This window comes from Rhabdobacter roseus (genome assembly GCF_014202275.1).
Taxonomy (GTDB): domain Bacteria; phylum Bacteroidota; class Bacteroidia; order Cytophagales; family Spirosomataceae; genus Rhabdobacter; species Rhabdobacter roseus.
In genome coordinates this window covers 456,123-475,965 of record NZ_JACHGF010000002.1, presented here as the reverse complement: position 1 = coordinate 475,965, position 19,843 = coordinate 456,123, and the positions used below count along the sequence as shown (strand labels likewise).

8 protein-coding genes are annotated in these 19,843 nt (G+C 56.1%); 3 read left to right on the top strand and 5 right to left on the bottom strand.

All coding sequences use genetic code 11. The features are described 5' to 3' along the window. Positions 1-21: 21 nt before the first annotated feature. Complete coding sequence (topA, locus tag HNQ92_RS06995; RefSeq protein ID WP_184172565.1) at positions 22-2,370, bottom strand: type I DNA topoisomerase; 2,349 nt, start codon at positions 2,368-2,370, stop codon at positions 22-24. Between the two features lie 362 nt (positions 2,371-2,732). On the opposite strand from topA, the gene HNQ92_RS06990 reads away from it, so the two are divergent. Both HNQ92_RS06990 and HNQ92_RS06985 read left to right on the top strand, forming a co-directional pair. Beyond that, on the top strand, positions 2,733-5,003 hold the full coding sequence (locus tag HNQ92_RS06990) for an aconitate hydratase (protein ID WP_184172564.1): 2,271 nt from the start codon (positions 2,733-2,735) through the stop codon (positions 5,001-5,003). A gap of 628 nt (positions 5,004-5,631) precedes the next feature. Further along, positions 5,632-7,641: a TonB-dependent receptor gene (locus HNQ92_RS06985; RefSeq protein ID WP_246439734.1), complete on the top strand. Its 2,010-nt coding sequence runs from the start codon at positions 5,632-5,634 to the stop codon at positions 7,639-7,641. A 76-nt stretch (positions 7,642-7,717) separates the two neighbouring features. Here HNQ92_RS06985 and HNQ92_RS06980 read toward each other — a convergent pair whose 3' ends face one another. From HNQ92_RS06980 to HNQ92_RS06970, 3 genes are all read right to left on the bottom strand, one after another. Continuing rightward, positions 7,718-8,902, bottom strand: coding sequence for an Nramp family divalent metal transporter (locus tag HNQ92_RS06980; protein WP_184172560.1), 1,185 nt, complete (start codon positions 8,900-8,902; stop codon positions 7,718-7,720). 111 nt (positions 8,903-9,013) lie between these two features. After that, positions 9,014-12,787 (bottom strand): hydantoinase B/oxoprolinase family protein, encoded by a 3,774-nt coding sequence (locus HNQ92_RS06975; protein ID WP_184172558.1) that lies wholly within the window; start codon positions 12,785-12,787, stop codon positions 9,014-9,016. A 97-nt stretch (positions 12,788-12,884) separates the two neighbouring features. Further along, a complete protein-coding gene (locus HNQ92_RS06970; protein WP_184172556.1) occupies positions 12,885-15,374 on the bottom strand; it encodes a PIG-L family deacetylase in 2,490 nt (829 codons plus the stop codon). Between the two features lie 210 nt (positions 15,375-15,584). Between HNQ92_RS06970 and HNQ92_RS06965 the strand changes: the two genes are divergently transcribed. Beyond that, a complete protein-coding gene (locus HNQ92_RS06965; protein WP_184172554.1) occupies positions 15,585-18,212 on the top strand; it encodes a sodium-translocating pyrophosphatase in 2,628 nt (875 codons plus the stop codon). Between the two features lie 101 nt (positions 18,213-18,313). Here HNQ92_RS06965 and HNQ92_RS06960 read toward each other — a convergent pair whose 3' ends face one another. Next, complete coding sequence (locus tag HNQ92_RS06960; RefSeq protein WP_184172552.1) at positions 18,314-19,837, bottom strand: SusD/RagB family nutrient-binding outer membrane lipoprotein; 1,524 nt, start codon at positions 19,835-19,837, stop codon at positions 18,314-18,316. Positions 19,838-19,843: the final 6 nt, after the last annotated feature.

Below are 19,843 nucleotides of genomic sequence, written 5' to 3'. Positions count from 1 at the left end.
ACCTCCCGATCGGTTGCCCATTTACTTTTTCGTTTTCTTGGCTGCGGGCTTTCGGGCCGGAGCTTTCGCTTTGGCCGGTTTTTCCTCGGTACCTTCGGCGAGCTTCAGAATATCCTCGTAGGTCAGCGAAGCGGGTTCGGTACCTTTGGGAATCTTGATATTCCGCTTTCCGAACGAAATGTACGGGCCGTACTTACCATTCAGTACCTTGGCGTTGGGGTTTTCGTCGTATTCCCGGATGGTTCGGCTGCTGTCGGCCTGGCGTTTTTCCTGAATAATGTCAATCAACCGCTCTTCCGTCACGGCCATGGGGTCGTCGGTAGTAGCGAGGGAATAAAACTTACCGTCGTGCTTTACGTAGGGTCCGTATTTTCCGATGTTCACCACCAAGGCCTGATCCTCAAAGAAGCCTACCTCGCGGGGTAGTTTGAAGAGCTCCATCGCCTCTTCGAAGGTAATGGTTTCCATGAGCTGGCCTTTGAGCAAGCTGGCAAACTTGGGTTTTTCCTCGTCTTCCACGTCGCCGATCTGCACGTAGGGGCCGTACTTCCCTACGCGTACCGATACCTTTTTACCCGTGACGGGGTCTTCGCCCAGGTCGCGGGAGGTGAGGCTGCGGTCAATTTTTTGTTCCTGGGCTTCGGCTACTTTACCATGAAAACCTTTATAAAAACGTTCGATCATCGTTTGCCAGGGAATTTTCCCGTCGGCAATGTTGTCAAAATCTTTCTCAACGCTGGCTGTGAATGAATAGTCGATGATGTCCTGGAAATTACTGACCAGAAAATCATTGACGATCATGCCCGTGCTGGTAGGAAAGAGTTTGGATTTCTCCGAACCGTAGTTTTCGCTACTGACCTTGCTTTTAATCTGATTATCCTGCAAGGTGAGCTCCTTGAAGGTACGCTGCTGCCCTTCGCGGTCTTCTTTAACCACGTAACCTCGCTTCTGGATCGTGGAGATGGTAGGAGCGTAGGTAGACGGGCGGCCAATGCCCATTTCTTCCAGCTTCTTCACCAGGCTGGCTTCGGTGTAGCGGGGGGCGTGGCGCGTAAAACGTTCGGTGGCTTTTAGGTCCGAAAGCGCCAGTACCTGCCCGATATTCAGGGGCGGTAGCATGCCTTTTTGCTCTTCGTCGCCTTCTTCGTCGCTGGATTCCAGGTACACTTTCAGAAAGCCATCAAACTTAATGACTTCGCCCTGGGCGATGAGTTCTTCGCGGGTACTTGAAATACCCACGGTGGCCGTGGTACGTTCCAGCTGGGCGTCGGCCATCTGGGAGGCGATAGCGCGCTTCCAGATGAGTTCGTACAAACGCTGTTCGTTGCGGTCTTTACTGGCTACCTGAGTAGAAAAATCGGTGGGACGAATGGCTTCGTGCGCTTCCTGAGCCGACTCCGACTTGGTTTTGAAAACGCGCTGGTGGTGGTAGTGGGTACCGTATTCCTTCGAAATCTGTTCCTTGGCTTTCCCCATAGCCTCTTCGGAGAGGTTGGTGGAGTCGGTCCGCATGTAGGATATTTTTCCGGCTTCGTACAGCTTCTGGGCCACGGTCATGGTTTGGGAAACCGAAAAACTCAGCTTCCGGGAGGCTTCCTGCTGAAGCGTAGAAGTTGTAAAAGGCGGAGCCGGGGTTTTTTTGGCGGGCTTTGTTTCCAGGTTTTTGATGGTAAAAGTAGCTCCCAGGCAGCGCTCCAGAAACGCCAGGGCGTCCGCTTCGGTTTCGAAGTTTTTGGGTAGTTCGGCGTTCAGTACCTTGCCCTGGCCCAGGTCGAAGCGGGCCGTTACTTTGAAGCTGCTTTTGCTTTGAAAGGCGTCGATCTCCCGCTCCCGCTCCACAATGATGCGCACGGCCACGGATTGTACGCGGCCGGCCGACAGCGACGACTTACCGATGCGTATTTTTTTCCAAAGTACCGGCGACAGCTCGTAGCCCACCAGCCGGTCGAGAATCCGGCGGGCCTGCTGCGCATTCACCAGATCAATATCAATGAGGCGGGGTTTGCCGATGGCGTTTTTTAGGGCCGTCTTGGTGATTTCCCGGAAAACGATCCGTTTGGTGTTGTCGGGCAGCCCAAGGGCTTCCTTCAAGTGCCAGGAAATGGCTTCTCCTTCGCGGTCGTCGTCCGTGGCGAGCCATACCTCCTCGGCTTCCTTCGCCAATTTTCGTAATTCATTAACAACTTTTACTTTATCGGCAGAAATTTCATAGATGGGCATGAAATTATTTTCTACATCGACACCCATATCGTGCTCGGGCAGATCCCGGACGTGGCCGAAACTCGACTTGACCGTAAAATCAGCTCCCAGATAGTTTTCAATGGTTTTGGCCTTAGCCGGTGACTCAACGATCACCAGATTTTTTGACATAATATAGTAGGGTTATAAGCCGGGTAATGGTGCTTAGGCTGCTCCAAAGATAGGGCAGAACTTACAATTCATAAACCGCCTGATCAAAAGGTTTGTTACAGAGCCGGGTAAAAGGTTTGAATTTTGGCCCCAAAAAATCATTTCGCCCCGAGCTAACCGAAATAGAGCCAGGGATTTCGGGCGTGGTCACCAGGCTAGGAAGTACCCCGCTTCCAGGCACCCGAGCCCCATTCGATAGTAGGCAACAAGCAGGTCTGTGGAGCAAAATTATTGCAAAATAGACCGTACAGCCGGCAAAATAACGAGGAATTTTGTACTTTTAGGCGCATTTTTTAATCAAACAATTGATTTTATAAATTACTATGGCATTTGACTTAGATATGATCAAGGGCGTATACGCCCGCATGGGTGAACGAATTGATGCCGCCCGCCAGGTGGTAGGTCGTCCGTTGACTTTGACCGAAAAAATCCTCTACGCTCACTTGTGGGAAGGTACTCCTTCGCAAGTATATGAGCGTGGTAAATCATACGTAGACTTTGCCCCGGACCGCGTAGCCATGCAGGATGCTACCGCCCAAATGGCCCTGTTGCAGTTTATGCAGGCGGGGCGCCCGCAGGTGGCGGTACCTTCCACGGTACACTGCGACCACCTGATCCAGGCGGAGGTAGGCGCCGTACAAGACTTGCAAACTGCCAAAGACAGAAACCGCGAAGTGTACGATTTCCTAGCTTCGGTATCCAATAAATACGGCATCGGTTTCTGGAAGCCCGGCGCGGGGATCATCCACCAGGTAGTGCTGGAAAACTACGCCTTCCCTGGCGGCCTGATGATCGGGACCGACTCCCACACGCCCAACGCCGGTGGCCTGGGTATGATTGCAATTGGGGTAGGAGGGGCTGACGCCAGCGACGTAATGTCGGGCCTGGCCTGGGAACTTAAAATGCCCAAGCTCATCGGAGTGAAGCTCACCGGGAAGCTCAGTGGTTGGGCGGCCGCCAAGGACGTCATTCTTTGGGTAGCCGGACAGCTCACCGTAAAAGGAGGTACCGGCTGCATTGTGGAGTACTTTGGCGAAGGTGCCGAGAGCCTGTCGTGTACAGGAAAAGGAACCATCTGTAACATGGGAGCCGAGATTGGGGCCACCACCTCTATTTTTGCCTACGACGAACGCATGGCCGACTACCTGCGCTCCACCGAGCGGGCCGATGTAGCCGAGGCCGCCTCGGCGGTATGGGCCAACCTACGCTCGGACGAAGAAGTATACGCCGATCCGGCGGGTTACTACGACCAGCTTATTGAGCTGGACCTGTCCACGCTGGAGCCGCACATCAACGGACCCTTCACGCCTGACTTGGCCTGGCCGCTTTCCAAATTTGCCCAGGCCGTACGCGAAAACAATTGGCCAGCGCGCCTGGAAGTAGGGCTGATCGGCTCCTGCACCAACTCGTCCTACGAAGACATGACGCGGGCTGCCTCCGTAGCCGCCCAGGCCGCCAAGAAAAATATCAAAGCCAAAGCCGAGTATACCATCACGCCGGGTTCGGAGCTGGTACGGTACACGGCCGAGCGCGACGGAATCCTGGCTACTTTTGAAGAGATCGGTGGTGTCGTGTTGGCCAACGCCTGTGGTCCGTGTATCGGGCAATGGGCGCGTCACATGGATGATCCCAGCCGGGCCAACTCCATCATTACGTCCTTTAACCGGAACTTTGCCAAGCGGAACGATGGCAACTCAAGTACCCACGCGTTTGTGGCTTCGCCCGAAATCGTCACTGCCTTTGCCATTGCGGGTGATCTAACCTTTAACCCTGTGACCGATACCATCACCAACGAAGTAGGTATGGAGGTAATGCTGGACGAACCGCAGGGCATCGAGCTACCGCCACAGGGATTTGATGTCGAGGACGCCGGTTATCAGGCACCCGCCGAAGATGGCAGCCTGGTGGAAGTGCTGGTGGACCCCAACTCGGATCGGCTGCAACTACTCGAACCTTTTAAAGCCTGGGAAGGTACCGACATCACTGGTCTTAAATTATTGATTAAGGCTAAAGGCAAATGTACCACCGACCACATTTCGATGGCGGGCCCCTGGCTGAAATACCGCGGACACCTGGACAACATTTCGAACAACCTGCTCATTGGTGCCATCAACTACTTCAACGATAAGAGCAACACGGTCAAGAACCAACTCATCGGAGAGTACGGCGAAGTACCCGCCACGCAGCGAGTCTACAAGGCCCAGGGCATCGGGTCCATCGTAGTCGGTGACGAAAACTACGGCGAAGGCTCTTCGCGGGAGCACGCAGCCATGGAACCCCGCTTCCTGGGCGTTCGGGCTATTCTGGTTAAGTCCTTTGCCCGGATTCACGAAACCAACCTCAAAAAGCAGGGGATGCTCGCCTTGACGTTCATGAACCCGTCGGACTACGATCTGATTCATGAAGACGATACGATCGATATCACGGGGCTGCAGCAGTTTGCGCCCGGTGAGCCGTTGACTATCGTGCTGCACCATGCCGATGGCACTACGGATTCGTTTCAGGTGAACCATACCTACAACGAGCAGCAGATCGAATGGTTCAAGGCGGGATCGGCCCTAAACATCATTCGCCGATCGATCGAGACTAACTAATAAAGTTCTAATAATTTCAACATAAAAAATGGCTTCCCTTAATCGGGGAAGCCATTTTTTGTTAGCGATATCCGGCCCGAAAAGGCCCTTGCAGGATAGCTTTAAAATATATTATAATATTTTTTTGTGGTATCCCGGCTATCATCTTTCAAGAAGGAAAACGCCCACCAAAAAGAGGGTTTTTCTATTGAAGTAACGCTTTAATAAAAAAGGGGTAACTGTGCTGAGAGTGAAGTAATAAGAGGTAGGTATAAGAATATTGTATGGTATACGCCTATACCCTTTGTGCCCGGGGTGACACATTTGATAAGAAATTTGGGTGCCGTTTCTGACAAAAAATTAAAAAAATCAGAAACGGGCCATAAAGTTAACACTAAATTTTGAATTTCAAAGCGTTAACTTACTTTATGGAATATTTTATTGTGTAAAAGTATAAAAGCTGTTCCATTAAGCCGCAGGTAGTGGCCCAGCAATTTGGTATTATATAGGAAAAGTATGTCTTTTGAGAAATGGAGGTGCTTTTTTGAAGTCCTAACCCCATTTTCCGTTTTCTGACCTGACCATTATGCTCGCTTTTTTCCACGATTTTTCTCGCACCTCTTTGCTTTGGGTGGGTATTTCTTTACCAATGGTTGCCCAGGATTTGGACAGCCTGCGTACCCGTCAGCTCGAAGAAGTAACGGTTCGGGCCTTCGAATCCAGGCGTACCTTGCTGGAAACCCCCGCCACCGTCGGGCTGGTGTCGCCCCGCCTACTCGAACGCTACGCACCCAGTACTTTTGTGAATGCCGTCAACGCGGTGCCGGGCGTCCGGATGGAAGAGCGCTCGCCCGGTAGCTATCGCTTCTCGGTACGCGGCAGCCTCATCCGGTCTCCCTTTGGTGTGCGCAACGTAAAGTTTTATTGGAACGGCATTCCCTACACCGACGCCAGCGGCAACACACCGCTAAATTCACTGGACTTTGCGGCCGTACAACGCATGGAAATCATCAAAGGTCCGGCTAGTAGCCTTTACGGTGCCGGTACTGGTGGAGTGGTGCTGATGTACGATCGCCCGGCCGATCAACCGGCACCGGCCTACGCGCTGGAACAAAGTGTGGGCGTGGGCCAGTACGGATTCCGAAGCTGGAACACAGAACTCAAGGCAGGTACTTTTACCGTACGGTACGGGCATCAGGAGCAAGCAGGCTACCGCGAGCACAGCGCCATGGGCCGCGACGCCCTGATGTTTAGCTCGTCGCACCAGCTCGGCGAAAAAGGTACCCTCTCGCTGCTGGGCCTGTACTCGGACCTGCACTACCAAACGCCGGGTGGGATTACGCTCGCCCAGTACCAAACCAATCCGCGGTTGTCGCGCCAGCCTACGGCCACGCTACCCGGCAGCGGCGAGCAGGGGGCGGGCATCTACACCCGCTACGCGCTGTTGGGCGGAAGCTACGATCTGCCGCTGTCGGCGCGTTGGAACCAAACCGTTTCGCTGTACCTCACGACCAACGATTTTGCCAATCCGTTTATCAGCAACTACGAAAAACGCGACGAGCAGGGCATCGGGGGGCGCAATGTGTGGCAGTACCAAAGTCAGCTCGGACGCGTGGAGTCCCTCTGGACGAGTGGCTTTGAGTGGCAGTACGGGCGTTCGGCCCAGCGCAACTACGACAACCTGCGGGGCGTACCGGGAGATCCGCAGACGGCCGAGGACATCCGTACCGCTTCCCTGTCGGTATTTAGCCAGTGGGAAGTGACGCTACCCAGCCGCCTGACGGCCACTGCGGGCCTAAGCTACAACACGTTGCGCTACGGCTACGAAGGCTTCATTCCGGCGCCCTACCTACAGGAGAGCAGCCGCTTCGACGGGCTGTTCATGCCGCGCGTGGCGATTAACCAACGGCTGGGAAGTACCTGGGCCGTGACGGCCTCGCTGAGCGACGGATTTTCGCCCCCTACCTTGCAGGAAGTACGGCCTTCGGCGGGTGGGTTTCGGCGCGACCTGAACGCCGAGCGCGGAATTAACCGCGAGCTGGGCCTACGGAAATTTGGAAACCGCTTTTCAGCCGAGGTCAACCTGTATAACTTCGGCCTGCGGCAGGCCATCGTGCGGCGTACGCAGGACAACGGGGCAGAGTACTTCATTAACGCCGGTAAAACCCAGCAGAACGGCGTCGAATGGCGGGCCGACTACGATTTGCTCAAAAGCACCGGACCCGTAGCACTGCTGCGGCTGTGGCACACGGGTACTTATACTCGCTACACCTACCAAGATTTTCAGCAAGGCGATGCCAATCTGGACGGGAAGTACCTGCCAGGGATTCCCCGCCTGATACACACCACCGGCGTGGATGCCCTGCTGCGTTACGGTCTCTCGGTTTTTGCTACCTACCAACAGGGTGGTTCCTTTTATCTCAATGACGCCAATAGCGTAGAAAGTACCCCTTACCACCAATTCTTCCTGAGAGCTACCTGGAGAAAAGGCTGGGGCGACCACCTCTACACCGAAGTAGCGGCGTCCAAAGAGTGGGTCCGGGCGGATATTTACAGCCTGGGCTTCGACCTGAATGCGTTCGGAAACCGCTACTACAACGCCGCCCCCAAGTCTAACGGCTGGGTAGGTGTGAAGTTAGGCTGGCGTTGGGGAGACTAGCAGCAAGCTTGGTACATAGGGTACTTTGTGAGGAAGTACCCTTTAGACACACTCCCTTCCCCGAGGCATCAAGGGTTTAAAGCAGGCTCTTGAAGGCGCTGAGGAGGCTGCTGGCCCCGAGCAGGGCCGTTACCAGAAAGATAAGTCCCAGCAGGAACTTCTGAAGCCGGGTGTTGCGATGCAGCGGCAGAATCCTGGCATCGCTGGTGGCACGGATGATTTGCCAGGTAATGAACGGCAGCAGGAGGCCGTTAGCGGCCTGGGCTGCAATGATGATGGGAATGGGGCGCGTGTCCAGCAAGCCGAAGAAAAAACCCATTAAAAGTACCCCCTGCCACACCCGGCGGGACTGCGCCTGGTCAAAGCCCAGCAGCGAGCGGGTGGTCAGGGCGGCGGCAAAGGGGGCCGTGACTACCGAAGTGAAGCCCGCTCCCAGCAAACCGATCGCGTACAGGCTTCGTCCGTAAGTACCCAGCCGGACGGAAAGTACCTCGGCCGCATTCTGGTAGCTGAAGGTACCCTGAACCAAAGTACCCCCCAGCAAAATACACACGGAAATAATCCCGCCGATCAGGACGGCCAGGATAATGCCCTGCCGCATCTCGGCTACGCTTTGTCCTTTGCCAATGCCCGACGCCAGAAATAAGTTGTAAGGCACCACCGTAGTACCCACTAGTCCGGTGATCAGCACCGCGGCTCCGGCCGGGAAGCTGGGTACCAGGCTGTGCCAAACTACCTCTCCCCACCGCTCCGGCTCCAGGGCGGAGGTACCTACCCAAATAAAGGCCGCTCCCATGCCAAAAACGACCACTCCAAGTACCCTTGAAAGTACCGAGACGGATTGAATGGAAAGAAAAAAATAAGCGGCCGTACTGATCAGGATCGTAAGTACCCAGCCGGGCAGATCCAACAGCAGCCGGATGCCCGCCACCGCCCCCAGGATATTACCGGCTTCGTAGGCGGCGCACCCCAGAACCACGCCCACCGCCAGGGCACGGTTGACGCCCCGACCCCGGGCTCCCAGCCGGAGCGAAATGATTTCGCCCAGATTTTGACCGGTCGCGATGGTGAGGCGCGCGGCGGCTTCCTGAAGTACCATCGTGGCCCCAATGGAAAATACCAACGCCCACAGGAGCGAAGTACCGTAGGTCGCTCCCGCCAGCCCGCAGGTCGTAACCGTGCCCGGCCCGATAAAGGCCGCCGAAATAATGGACCAGAACAGCACGCCCGAGAGCCCCTGGCGGAAGGAAAGGTACTTCATAGGGTACTTTTAAAATTCAGGGGTACTTTAAAAATAAACTCAATGGGTACTTTCGAACAAAAATTGAAGTAAGTGGGCTTTCCTCATTCCTTCCACCCACTTCGCCCTCGGCTATTGGCTCTCCGGTTCGCCGTAACCGCCTCCACCGGGGGTTTGGATGAGTAGCCGGTCGCCGGGTTGGACCCAACTACTACACATGCCCGGACAAAGCTCGCTGCGGCCATCCCGACGGATGATCAGGGCCTGAGACGAGAGGCCCGGTGCGCCACAAGCCAGCCCGTAGGGCGAAAAGTTGTTGTGTTGGCCAATAAACGTAATCTCGAGCTCTTCCAGGAACTCCAGTTCCCGCACGATGCCATCGCCGCCCCGCCACTTGCCCGCGCCACCCGAACTGGCCCGAATCCCGAAGCGCACCAAACGCACCGGGTAGCGGCGTTCCAGCTCCTCCGGGTCGGTGATGCGGGTGTTGGTCATGTGCTGGTGCACTCCCGACCGCCCGTGGAAGCCGGGGCCCGCGCCCGCGCCGCCGCCGATGGTTTCGTAGTAGCCAAAGTGGGCGTTGCCAAACAGCAGGTTATTCATGGTACCCTGGCTGCAGGCCGCCAGTCCAAAGGCTTTGAGGAGCGTGTCCACCAGTCGCTGGCTCACCTCCGTATTGCCACCCACCACGGCGGGGCATTTTTGGGGATCATCGTCAAACAGGGGGTGCAGGAACGAGTCGGGCGGGAGGCTCAGCTCGAGGTTGCGGAGGAGACCTTCGTTCAGCGGAATGTCTTTATTGACCAACAAGCGAAGTACGTACAGCAAAGCGCTGTACAGAATGGAGATATTGGCGTTCAGGTTTTTGGGATGAACGTGCGAAGTACCCTGAAAATCAATATGGAGCTTTTGCTCAGTCACCGTCACCTGTAGGGCAATGCGGTGGCCGTCGTCGAGGTACTCTACGGCGCGTAGTTTGGGGCCTAAGTAAGGGAGCAGCGCCTGGCGCAATTGCTCGTAAGCGTTCTCCTTGAGGCGTTGCATGTAAAAGGCTACTTTTTCGACCCCCTGCTCTGCCACGAGCTTGAGCAAGAGCCGCTGGCCGCTACGCAGCGAAGACAGCGCGGCAATGATGTCGGCCTCGTTTTCGGCGTAGGTACGGGTGGGGTAGGGTGCCTGGGTGAAGAGCGCGCGCAGGGTTTCCCATTGTACTTCTCCGGCTTTCACCAGGTATTGAGGCAAAATCACAACGCCTTCCTCGTGCAGGTGTAGGGCGTCGGGGGGCATGGAACCGGGCTTGGTGCCGCCTATTTCGGCGTGGTGGGCGCGGTTGATCACGTAGCCTACACACGCGTTGGCTTGGGTAAATACCCCCGCCAGCAGCGTGACGTCCGGCAGGTGCGAGCCGCCGTACTTGGGGTGATTGGTAATGACCACATCACCCGGCCCCAGCCGAATGTAGTCCCGCACCAGCCGCGCGCAAATTCCCAAACTACCCAGATGCACCGGAATGTGGGGAGCGTTCACCAGCAGCTCCCCTTCGGCGTCCAACAAAGCGCAGGAAAAATCCAGCCGCTCCTTGACGTTCACCGAGAAGGCCGTTCGTTGCAATTGCGCCCCCATTTCCAGGGCAATGGACGCAAAGCGATTGGTAAATAGTTCCAGTTCAATCTCCTCGGCCTGCGCCGCGGGACGGGCAAGTGGGGCCTGGGCGCGGGTTAGGATGGCGTGGCCCTCCTCCTGGATCGTCAGTGCCCAGCCCGCGGGTACGTAGGTGGTCGAGGTGGAATTGAGCAAGCTGGCGGGCCCCGCCAGGGTACTTCCCGCTGGGAGTTGGTCCCAATCAAACACGTGTACTTTTTCTTCCGGAAAATAGGGCGAAACCAGCTGCCGAACGGGACTGGCCGGGATTTTCGTCTGAACGGTGGGAAGAGGTACTTCCGCTGGGCTTTTTTCCCGAACCATAAGCCGGATACTTTCCAGCTCTACCACCCGCCCCGCCGGAAGGTACCCAAACTGCGTCTGGTATAGTTCTTCAAACCGAGCGAGGCTCTGCCCGGCTTCGTAAGGTACCTCCAGGCTGCTTTCCTGCCCCGCGTAGCGCATAAACAAGGAGCAAAAGCCGGGCTCTACTTCCTGAATACCCTCTTGCCTGAGGGCTGCCAGCGCTTCTTGATGGAGTTCTTCCAAGAAGAAAGGTACCTGGTCTACTACTTCTGGCCAGCGCCTAAATACCTGCCGGGAGACGATCCGGCTGATCCGGGCCTGGCCCATGCCGTAGGCGCTGAGCAGACCGGCGTCGTAAGGGACCAGCACGGTGGTGATGCCGAGCAGGTCGGCCAGTTGGCAGCCGTGCAGGCCGCCCGCGCCCCCGAAGGTGAGTAGGGCGTACTCTTTGGGGTCTACGCCCCGGGCCACCGAAATACGACGAATCGCTTCGGCCATTTTTTCGTTGGCGATCCGTTCCAGGCCGGTCAGTATTTCTTGTTCCGGCAGGGACTGGCCCGTCCGGGAGCGGATTTGTTCCCTAAGTACCCCCAGCGCCTCCGCGGCGGCGGCATACTGGATGGGTATGCCAAAGCGGGCGGTATCCAGCTTACCCATGAGCAAATTCACATCCGTCAGGGTAAGAGGGCCGCCCGCCCCGTAACAGGCCGGGCCCGGCTGAGCCCCGGCACTTTCGGGACCCACGCGCAGGGCAAAGCCATCGAACCAGCAGATGGACCCACCTCCGGCGGCTACTGTTTCGATGTCCAGCGTAGGATTGTGGATTTCCAGTCCTTCGATCTGGGTCAGGTACCTTAGATCGGCCCGTCCCTGAATGCGGGCGGCGTCGGTGCTGGTACCGCCCATGTCGAAGGTAAGTACCCGCTCATACCCCAGGCGTTTGGCCAGGTGGGTGGCGGCCACCAGTCCCCCCGCCGGGCCGCTCAGTAGGCTGTCTTTGGCGTTAAAGGCCTCGAGGCCCACCAACCCACCGGCGCTCGTCATCACTTGAATGGAAGCATCGCCCAGGACCGATCGGATATTGGTCAGGTACGAATCCAGCACGGGGGCCAGGTAGGCGTTCACGACGGCCGTCTGGGTACGGCGCAGGTAGTGAATACTCGCTGAGAGCTGCGTGGCGGGTGAAAGGTACCTAACGCCCGCCCGGCGCAGGTAGTTGGCGATTTGATGTTCGGGCTCGGGGTTTTGGTAGGCGTTGAGCAGCGACACGGCCACCGATTCAAAACCGTGTTTCTGACAATAAGCCCGTACTTCCTGAAGTTGCGCGTCCCCAATGGCTTTGAGCACGGTGCCGTCGGCGGCTACCCGCTGGTCTATTTCCAATACGGAGTCGTACAGCAGCGTAGGCTCGGGGATAGCGAGCTGAAAAAGGTGAGGCCGCTGCTGGGTACCGATGCGCAGCACATCCCCAAACCCTTTGGTAGCCACGAGCAAGGTTTTGGCTCCTTTTCGTTCCAGCAGGGCGTTGGTTCCCTTAGTAGTACCCAGGCGCATGTCTAGCTCGGGAAAGCGATCACCCAGGGCCGTTTGGGTTACCAGCCGGGTGGCCAGTACGGGGGCTTCTTCGTGACGGGTTAGGACAAAATCGGTGTTAGTTAACGGTGTTAGATTATCTTCTAGGATTAATGTTTTTTGTAAATAATTGATAGAGAGCAATTTTGATCTTTGACCCGATTCAGGGGCCAACAGCCAGTACCCTTCCAGCAAACGGCTCGGATACGCCCAGGGCGCGTCAAATTCGAACACAAAGGAATCGATTTTTCGCACCAGACGTCCTTTCAGGTAGCCCGAGCTCAGTACTTTGGCCCGGTGCGTTTGGCCCTGGGGGTCAATGCCCAGACAGTCGGTAAAGGTACCACCCGTATCGATCCATATTTTCCAGCGAGGGGTTTCAGACACGCAGTAGCTACTTTAAGGAGGAGGAATTTATTACTACGAAGCTGATTAAAAACATAAACAACTTCTACTTGAAAAGTACCTTTAAAAGCAGCCCGGATTACTTCCCTACCGAAATCAGGTTAGCAAAAAGCCGGTAAGCTCCCGTGACGCCCGCGGGTAGTTCGCGAAAGAACGAAAGCCCCGTGTACATATAGTGCCCTTTGCCGTAAGACGCATACAACAAACTACCCTCCAGCGGCGGCTCGCCCTGGTCGTGGCTGGCCAGGATGGTTTGGTAGCGTGGATCCCACTTGGTGGCAAAGTACAAGCCACGCTCCTGAACCCAACCTTCGAAATCCTGGCGGGTAATTTTATTGGGGTAGTTGAGGAGCGGGTGTTCGGGCTTCAGAAACTGCATGTCGGCGTCCTCTTCCGTCACCCGATCGCGGCCGATCGACAGCGGGTAAGGACCGATCTGGGGTACTTTCAGGCCAGAAGCGGTGGCGTACTGAACCACCAAAGTACCCCCTTTTTCCACGTAGCTCAGCAGCTTTTGCTGGTATACCGCCAGGCGATCTTCGGTATTGTAGGCGCGTACACCCACCACGATGGCGTCGTAGTGGCTCAAGTCGCCACTGAGCTGCGCTTCGTTCAGGAACGTGACCTGGCTGCCCATCTGGCGGAGCGCGGCAGGTACTTCGTCACCCGCTCCGGCAATGTACCCCACCCGTTGCGCCTTATTTTTTACGTCCAGCCGGGCTACCTTCGCTTCCGAAGCGGGAAAAACGGATTGTACCGGAATGTGGGGGTACTTGATGCTGCGGAGCGACTGCGTATAGGCCTGGCCGTTTACGTCAACCACGGCGCGTAAGGTACCTTCCCCGGCCTGGGCGGGTGGTTGTACCGTAAAGGTAAAACTGGGCTCCAGGTACTTTTCATCCACGTTGAACTCAATGCTGGCGGGCGTGACTTTCCAGGAAGGGGGTACCTCCAGCCGCAAAGTACCTTTTACGTTACTTTTGTGGGCTTGCACCAGTACTTCTACGCTTTGGGGCTCCGGACCGGTGAAGATATAAACCGGCTCGTTGAGGGTGGTCGTTACGGGTGGTCTTAGTTCAAAAGGCTGATACATTTCTCCCTCCACCGGGTCCGAAAATTTATAGATCCAGGGTTTGGAATACGTAAAGCGCTGACCGTCGACCTCAAAAGTGAATTCGGTAAAGGTAGGCGGGCGGTTTTCGGGGTAGCCTACGTCCCGCTGGTTGTCAATCTGGAATATCCCTTTATCCAAGGGCTTTTTGAGCCAGTACGGTTGGCTGTTGTCCAGCTGGGCAGGTACAGGTACCGTGGTGAGGTAGTTGTAGCCTTTGAAGGGTTCCAGCGTCAGGTTCAAGGTACTATCGGAGGTCCGGCCGGTCCACTTCATGCTCACGAGCTTCACGGGGTACTTAGCGCGGTTGACGACATTGGTACTTAGCATAATCCGTTCGCCCGGTACCACGGCGAAATCCGCCGGATTGGATTCAAACCACAACCCCAGGCACTGCTGAATGAGTTGCTGCACTTCTTCCTTTTTGGCCTGGACGTACGTATTTCCCTGGTCGAGCTTGGCCAGGGCCTGGTGTATTTTCACCAGCGTAGGTACCGAAGCGGCCGGATTTTCCACCGAAAACCCCTGAATGGCCTGCTTCACGAGCCGGGCTACTTCCTGACTACCCTTGACGCGGTTCCAGCTCACATCCACGCCGTCGAAAAGGTCTTTTTGGGCGGGTTCGCCGTCTTTATGGATGAGGTAGTCGGTGCGCAGATCCCGGATGGGCGAAGCCCCAAAACCCTGGCTTTTGTGCTGACTGCGGCTCCGGGCCGCTATTTCGGTATATGACTGGCCCAGCAGCGGATTGTAGCCACCGATCTGCACGGAGATATAAGGCTTGCCTTCTTCGTCGGGCGGCTGGTTGGCAAATCCGCGCGAGTAGCCGTTCCACACCACCCGTTTTGTTTTCCACGTTTTTACCTCCTTCAACTGCTCCGGGTAGGCGCTGGGGTCAGCGGCCAGCCGAAAAGCCTCTTCGGCCAAGTAGGCCGAGGCCTGATGGTGCCCGTGGCCGGCGCGTTCGTCGGGCGGGAAACGGGTGATCATCACGTCGGGTTGGTACTTGCGAATCAGCCAAACTACGTCACCGAGTACTTTCTCTTTCCCCCAGAAATCCAGCGTTTCGTCGCGGGTTTTGGAAAAACCAAAGTCGTAGGCACGGGAAAAAAACTGCTGAGCGCCGTCGATGCGACGGGCGGCCAGTAGCTCCTGGGTACGAATCAGCCCAATTTTGTAGCCCTGCTCGGAGCCGATGAGGTTTTGCCCTCCGTCGCCGCGGGTCAGCGAAAGGTAGGCCGTGCGGGCCAGGCGGTCTTGCGCCAGGTAGGCGAGCATCAGGGTGTTCTCGTCGTCGGGGTGGGCGGCCAGGTAAAGTACCGAGCCCAGCACATCCAGCTTTTTAAACTGCTGGAAAATAGCACTGGAACTCGGGGAAGGCGTTTGCGCCCGGACTCCTGAGTGAGGCCCGCCTCCAAGGAGGATCAGGAAAAGTATATAGGTAAACGTAGGACGCATAAGGAAGGGAAGCGAGTGGGTTGGTACGTATCAAGGTCTAAACTACTGATATAGCGGGTAAAGTTGCAATACGGCCCCCTTTATTTCTCGATATTTTCCTAAAAACTATATAAAATAACCAATCTGAGAGCCGGGTTCATTTTTTTTATGGGGGGCCAACTTCTATATTTACACGATTTTTTCAGAACCATTAACCAAATCATTTTGCGCATGAGTACTATTACGTATTTGGTACCAGTTTTGGGGCTTGTCGGCCTGCTGGTCATGTTTTTTAAACGCGGCTGGGTAGTGAAGCAGGACGCCGGTGACCCCGGTATGCAGGAAATCGCCAATGCCATTGCGGAAGGAGCACTGGCCTTTCTGAAAGCCGAATGGCGCGTCCTGATAGTATTTGGTATCATCGTAAGTATACTGCTGGGCTTTTCCGGCACCCTGGTCGAGAATTCGAGCTGGTTCATTGGCGTTGCCTTTCTGATCGGGGCCTTCATATCGGCCTTTGCGGGCTACATTGGCATGAACATCGCCACCAAGTCCAACGTCCGGACGACGCAGGCGGCCCGTACCAGTTTGAGTAAGGCGCTGGATGTATCCTTTACCGGCGGCTCCGTGATGGGGATTGGCGTAGCCAGCCTGGCCGTGCTGGGGCTAGGTAGTTTGTTCATTGTTTTTTACCACATGTTTGTGGGAGAAGGAGCTGATATTAACGGCGTTCCGATGGAGAAGGTACTGGAAGTACTGGCGGGTTTTTCGCTGGGGGCCGAATCCATCGCGCTGTTTGCCAGGGTTGGCGGTGGTATTTATACCAAAGCGGCCGACGTAGGGGCTGACCTGGTTGGTAAAGTTGAAGCCGGTATCCCGGAAGACGATCCGCGCAACCCCGCTACCATCGCCGACAACGTGGGCGACAACGTGGGCGACGTGGCGGGTATGGGTGCCGACCTCTTTGGCTCGTACGTAGCCACCATTCTGGCTACCATGGTACTGGGCCGGGAAATTGTTTCGCAGGATGATTTCGGCGGTATTGCCCCCATTTTGCTGCCGATGCTCATTGCGGGCCTGGGCTTGATCGCCTCCATCATTAGTATGCTCTTCGTCCGGATCAGCGGTGACTCGGGCAATGTACAGTCGGCCCTCAACCGGGGCAACTGGGGCTCAATCATCATTACGCTCCTCGTCGCTATACCACTTACCCTCTGGATGCTGCCTGCGGGTACTTTAACGATCCGGGGCGTAGACTTCAACGCCATGGACGTTGTGTACGCCATTCTGCTGGGCTCGGTTGTGGGAGCCATCATGTCATCCGTAACGGAATACTATACTGCCATGGGCAAGCGCCCGGTGCAGTCCATCGTGAACCAGTCATCCACGGGCCACGCCACCAACATCATCGGGGGTTTGTCGGTAGGGATGGAATCCACCGTCATTCCGGTGCTGGTACTGGCGGCGGGTATCTTCCTGAGCTACGAATTTGCCGGTTTGTACGGAGTAGCCATCGCGGCGGCCGGTATGATGGCCACCACGGCCATGCAGCTGGCCATCGACGCCTTTGGACCCATTGCGGATAACGCCGGAGGAATAGCCGAAATGAGCCACCTCCCCGCCGATGTACGCGGGCGCACGGACATCCTGGATGCCGTAGGAAACACCACGGCCGCTACGGGCAAAGGCTTTGCCATTGCCTCGGCGGCGCTCACGTCCCTAGCGCTGTTTGCCGCTTTTTGCGGGGTAGCGGGTATTTCGGCCATTGATATTTACAAAGCCAACGTACTGGCGGGCCTCTTCGTAGGAGCCATGATCCCCTTTATTTTCTCTTCCCTGGCCATTGCTGCCGTAGGGCGCGCCGCCATGAAAATGGTTGAAGAAGTACGTCGTCAGTTCCGCGAAATTCCGGGCATTATGGAAGGTACCGCCCGGCCCGAGTACGAAAAATGCGTGGCCATTTCTACGCAGGCTTCCATCCGCGAGATGATCGCTCCCGGCCTCATTGCCCTGTTGGTGCCGGTCATTGTGGGCTTTATCTTTGGTCCCGAAGTACTGGGAGGTACTTTGGCGGGAGTAACGGTTTCCGGCGTACTGATGGGTATTTTCCAAAACAACGCCGGTGGGGCCTGGGACAACGCCAAGAAATCTTTCGAAAAAGGCGTGGATATTAACGGACAGACGTATTTTAAAGGCTCTGAGCCGCACAAAGCGGCCGTAACCGGCGATACCGTGGGTGATCCGTTCAAAGATACCTCCGGTCCTTCCATGAACATCCTGATCAAGCTCATGTCCATTGTATCGCTGGTCATTGCGCCTCACATCAGCGTCACTTCCCCCGAAGCCGCCAGCCTGGTAGAAGGGACGCCCATAGCGCAGGTGGTGGGGGTAGATGTGCCCGAGACGACCGTCATGAAATTGCCCAACGGCCTCGAACTTTCTATGGCCGTCACCGGCAATGCCCTGGAAGCGGATTTGGTGGCTTTTCTGAATTCAGACAAGGCCCTTGGTCAAGCAGGTACTTTTGATTTCGATCGGCTATATTTTGAACCCGGCCAGGCGTTTGTAAAAGCAGATTCCAAAGAGCAGATGGAAAACCTGGCGGAAATACTGAAAGCCTACCCAACGGCTAAAATTAAACTGGGCGGCTACGCCGATAATACCGGCGACGCAGCCCAGGCTTTACAGCTGTCGGTAGCGCGGGCCGAGCGGGTCAAGCAAATTCTGGTTGCCCTGGGAATTGCCGAAGAACGAATCGAAACCGAAGGGTTTGGGGATCAGTACCTGGTTGCCTCGCGTGAGACGACTGCCTTGGGAAATTCTGATCGCCGCATGGCCATTCAGGTGACGGAGCGGTAAAACCTACGGATCTTCCGTTCAGGAAAGAAACTATACTTCACTAAAAAAATCCCCACGAGTCGTCGTGGGGATTTTTTTTAGTGAATAAATGCAACCTGGTCTCAGGGACGATCCCACCACACGCGGGTGTCGAGGTCGTCGGCTCCCATGCGGGCTACGGCTTCGTCGAAGTTAGCCTTGTTGACCGACAGTTCCGAGTTGGGGTAGGTGAGTCGACGAATAAAGGCGCCCTTGATGGCCTTGCCGGGAAAAGGATTGGGCGTCAGGGCCGGATAGCCACTGCGCCGGAAGTTGGCAAAAGTTTCGGGGCCATTCATGAGCGACGCAATCCAATACTGCGTATTTATCTGTTCCAATGCTTTGCTGGCGTCGAGCGGGTTGGCGGCTACATAGGCTTCGATGGCCGCACTGCCGATGGCGCTGTTGGCATCGTAGAGGGCCATCTGCTCCATATGCGCCCGGATGCCGTTGGCATACGAGGTAGCCGCCGATCCCTGTATCCATCCCCGATGCACGGCTTCGGCCAGTAGAAGCTGCGTCTGGGCGTAGGTAACCAGGAACATCGGGCTTTGGAGCTTGGCAAGGCGTGTCCGGTCCAGCTGGCTATAGTCATAAAAACTGGCCAGGCCACTGGCTTGTACAGGACCACTGATGCTACCGTTATCGTAACCCAGTGGCATCCCGATTTGTACAGCCGGATCGGTGTTTGCACGGGCCGCTACCTGCTGCGGGCCCGAGCTGGCTCCCACGTAGCGCACCGCAATGGAGCGCAGCCGCGGGTCGTTGGTATTCTTAAGATGATTCACGAAAGGGGCCGATAGGTAAATATTGTTGGCCTCGGTGGCGTTGAGCGTATTGCCCAGGCCATTCACGTAGTTGGCGTTGTGGCGCACCACGGCGTTGTCGGCGTTGGCTTGCATCAGTCCGCCCTGAAAAGCCCGTTGCGCGGTCTGCTGGGCTAGTCCTGGATCTATCTTTGTTAGGCGCATACCCGCCCGAAGCAGTAAGGAGTAGCCCAGTCGTTGCCATTTTACCACGTCTCCACCATAGAGCACGTCGGTGTTCTCGCGCGTTTTGGCGGCATCCAGCGCGGCCGAGGCCTCCGTCAGCTCCTTGATAATATCCTTATAAATTACCTCCTGGGCATCGTACCGGGGCGAAACAACCTGGTCAATAAACCCTTTTCCGGCATCGGTGTAGGGTACATCGCCGTAGGTGTCGGTCAGTACCATGAAGGCATGAGCCCGCCAGATGCGGGCCATCTGCAACAGGTTGCTGCGAGACGGGTCATTGGCCGTGGCTTCGATGATGGCTGCGGTGTTACGCACTACGGTCCGGAAGTACCTTTGCCAAATCTCCTGCGTTACACTTCGGTTGTCCTGATTGAAGTTTGCGCCCGCCAGTACCCCCGAGTTAGGAGTGACCAGATGTTGCACGATCCCCATTTCGTACACCATAGTACCGGCCGGAAAGGAGGCTTGGATAATAGCGTCGTTGAGCAGGAAAGCGGGATTGAGTGTGGTGACGGCTATTTTGTTGGTATTGAGCTCGTCGTAACCTTTGTCGCAGGAACTAATCAACCCCGTAAGGAGGATTCCTGTTAGTAGAATGAATATTTTTTTCATAAGAAT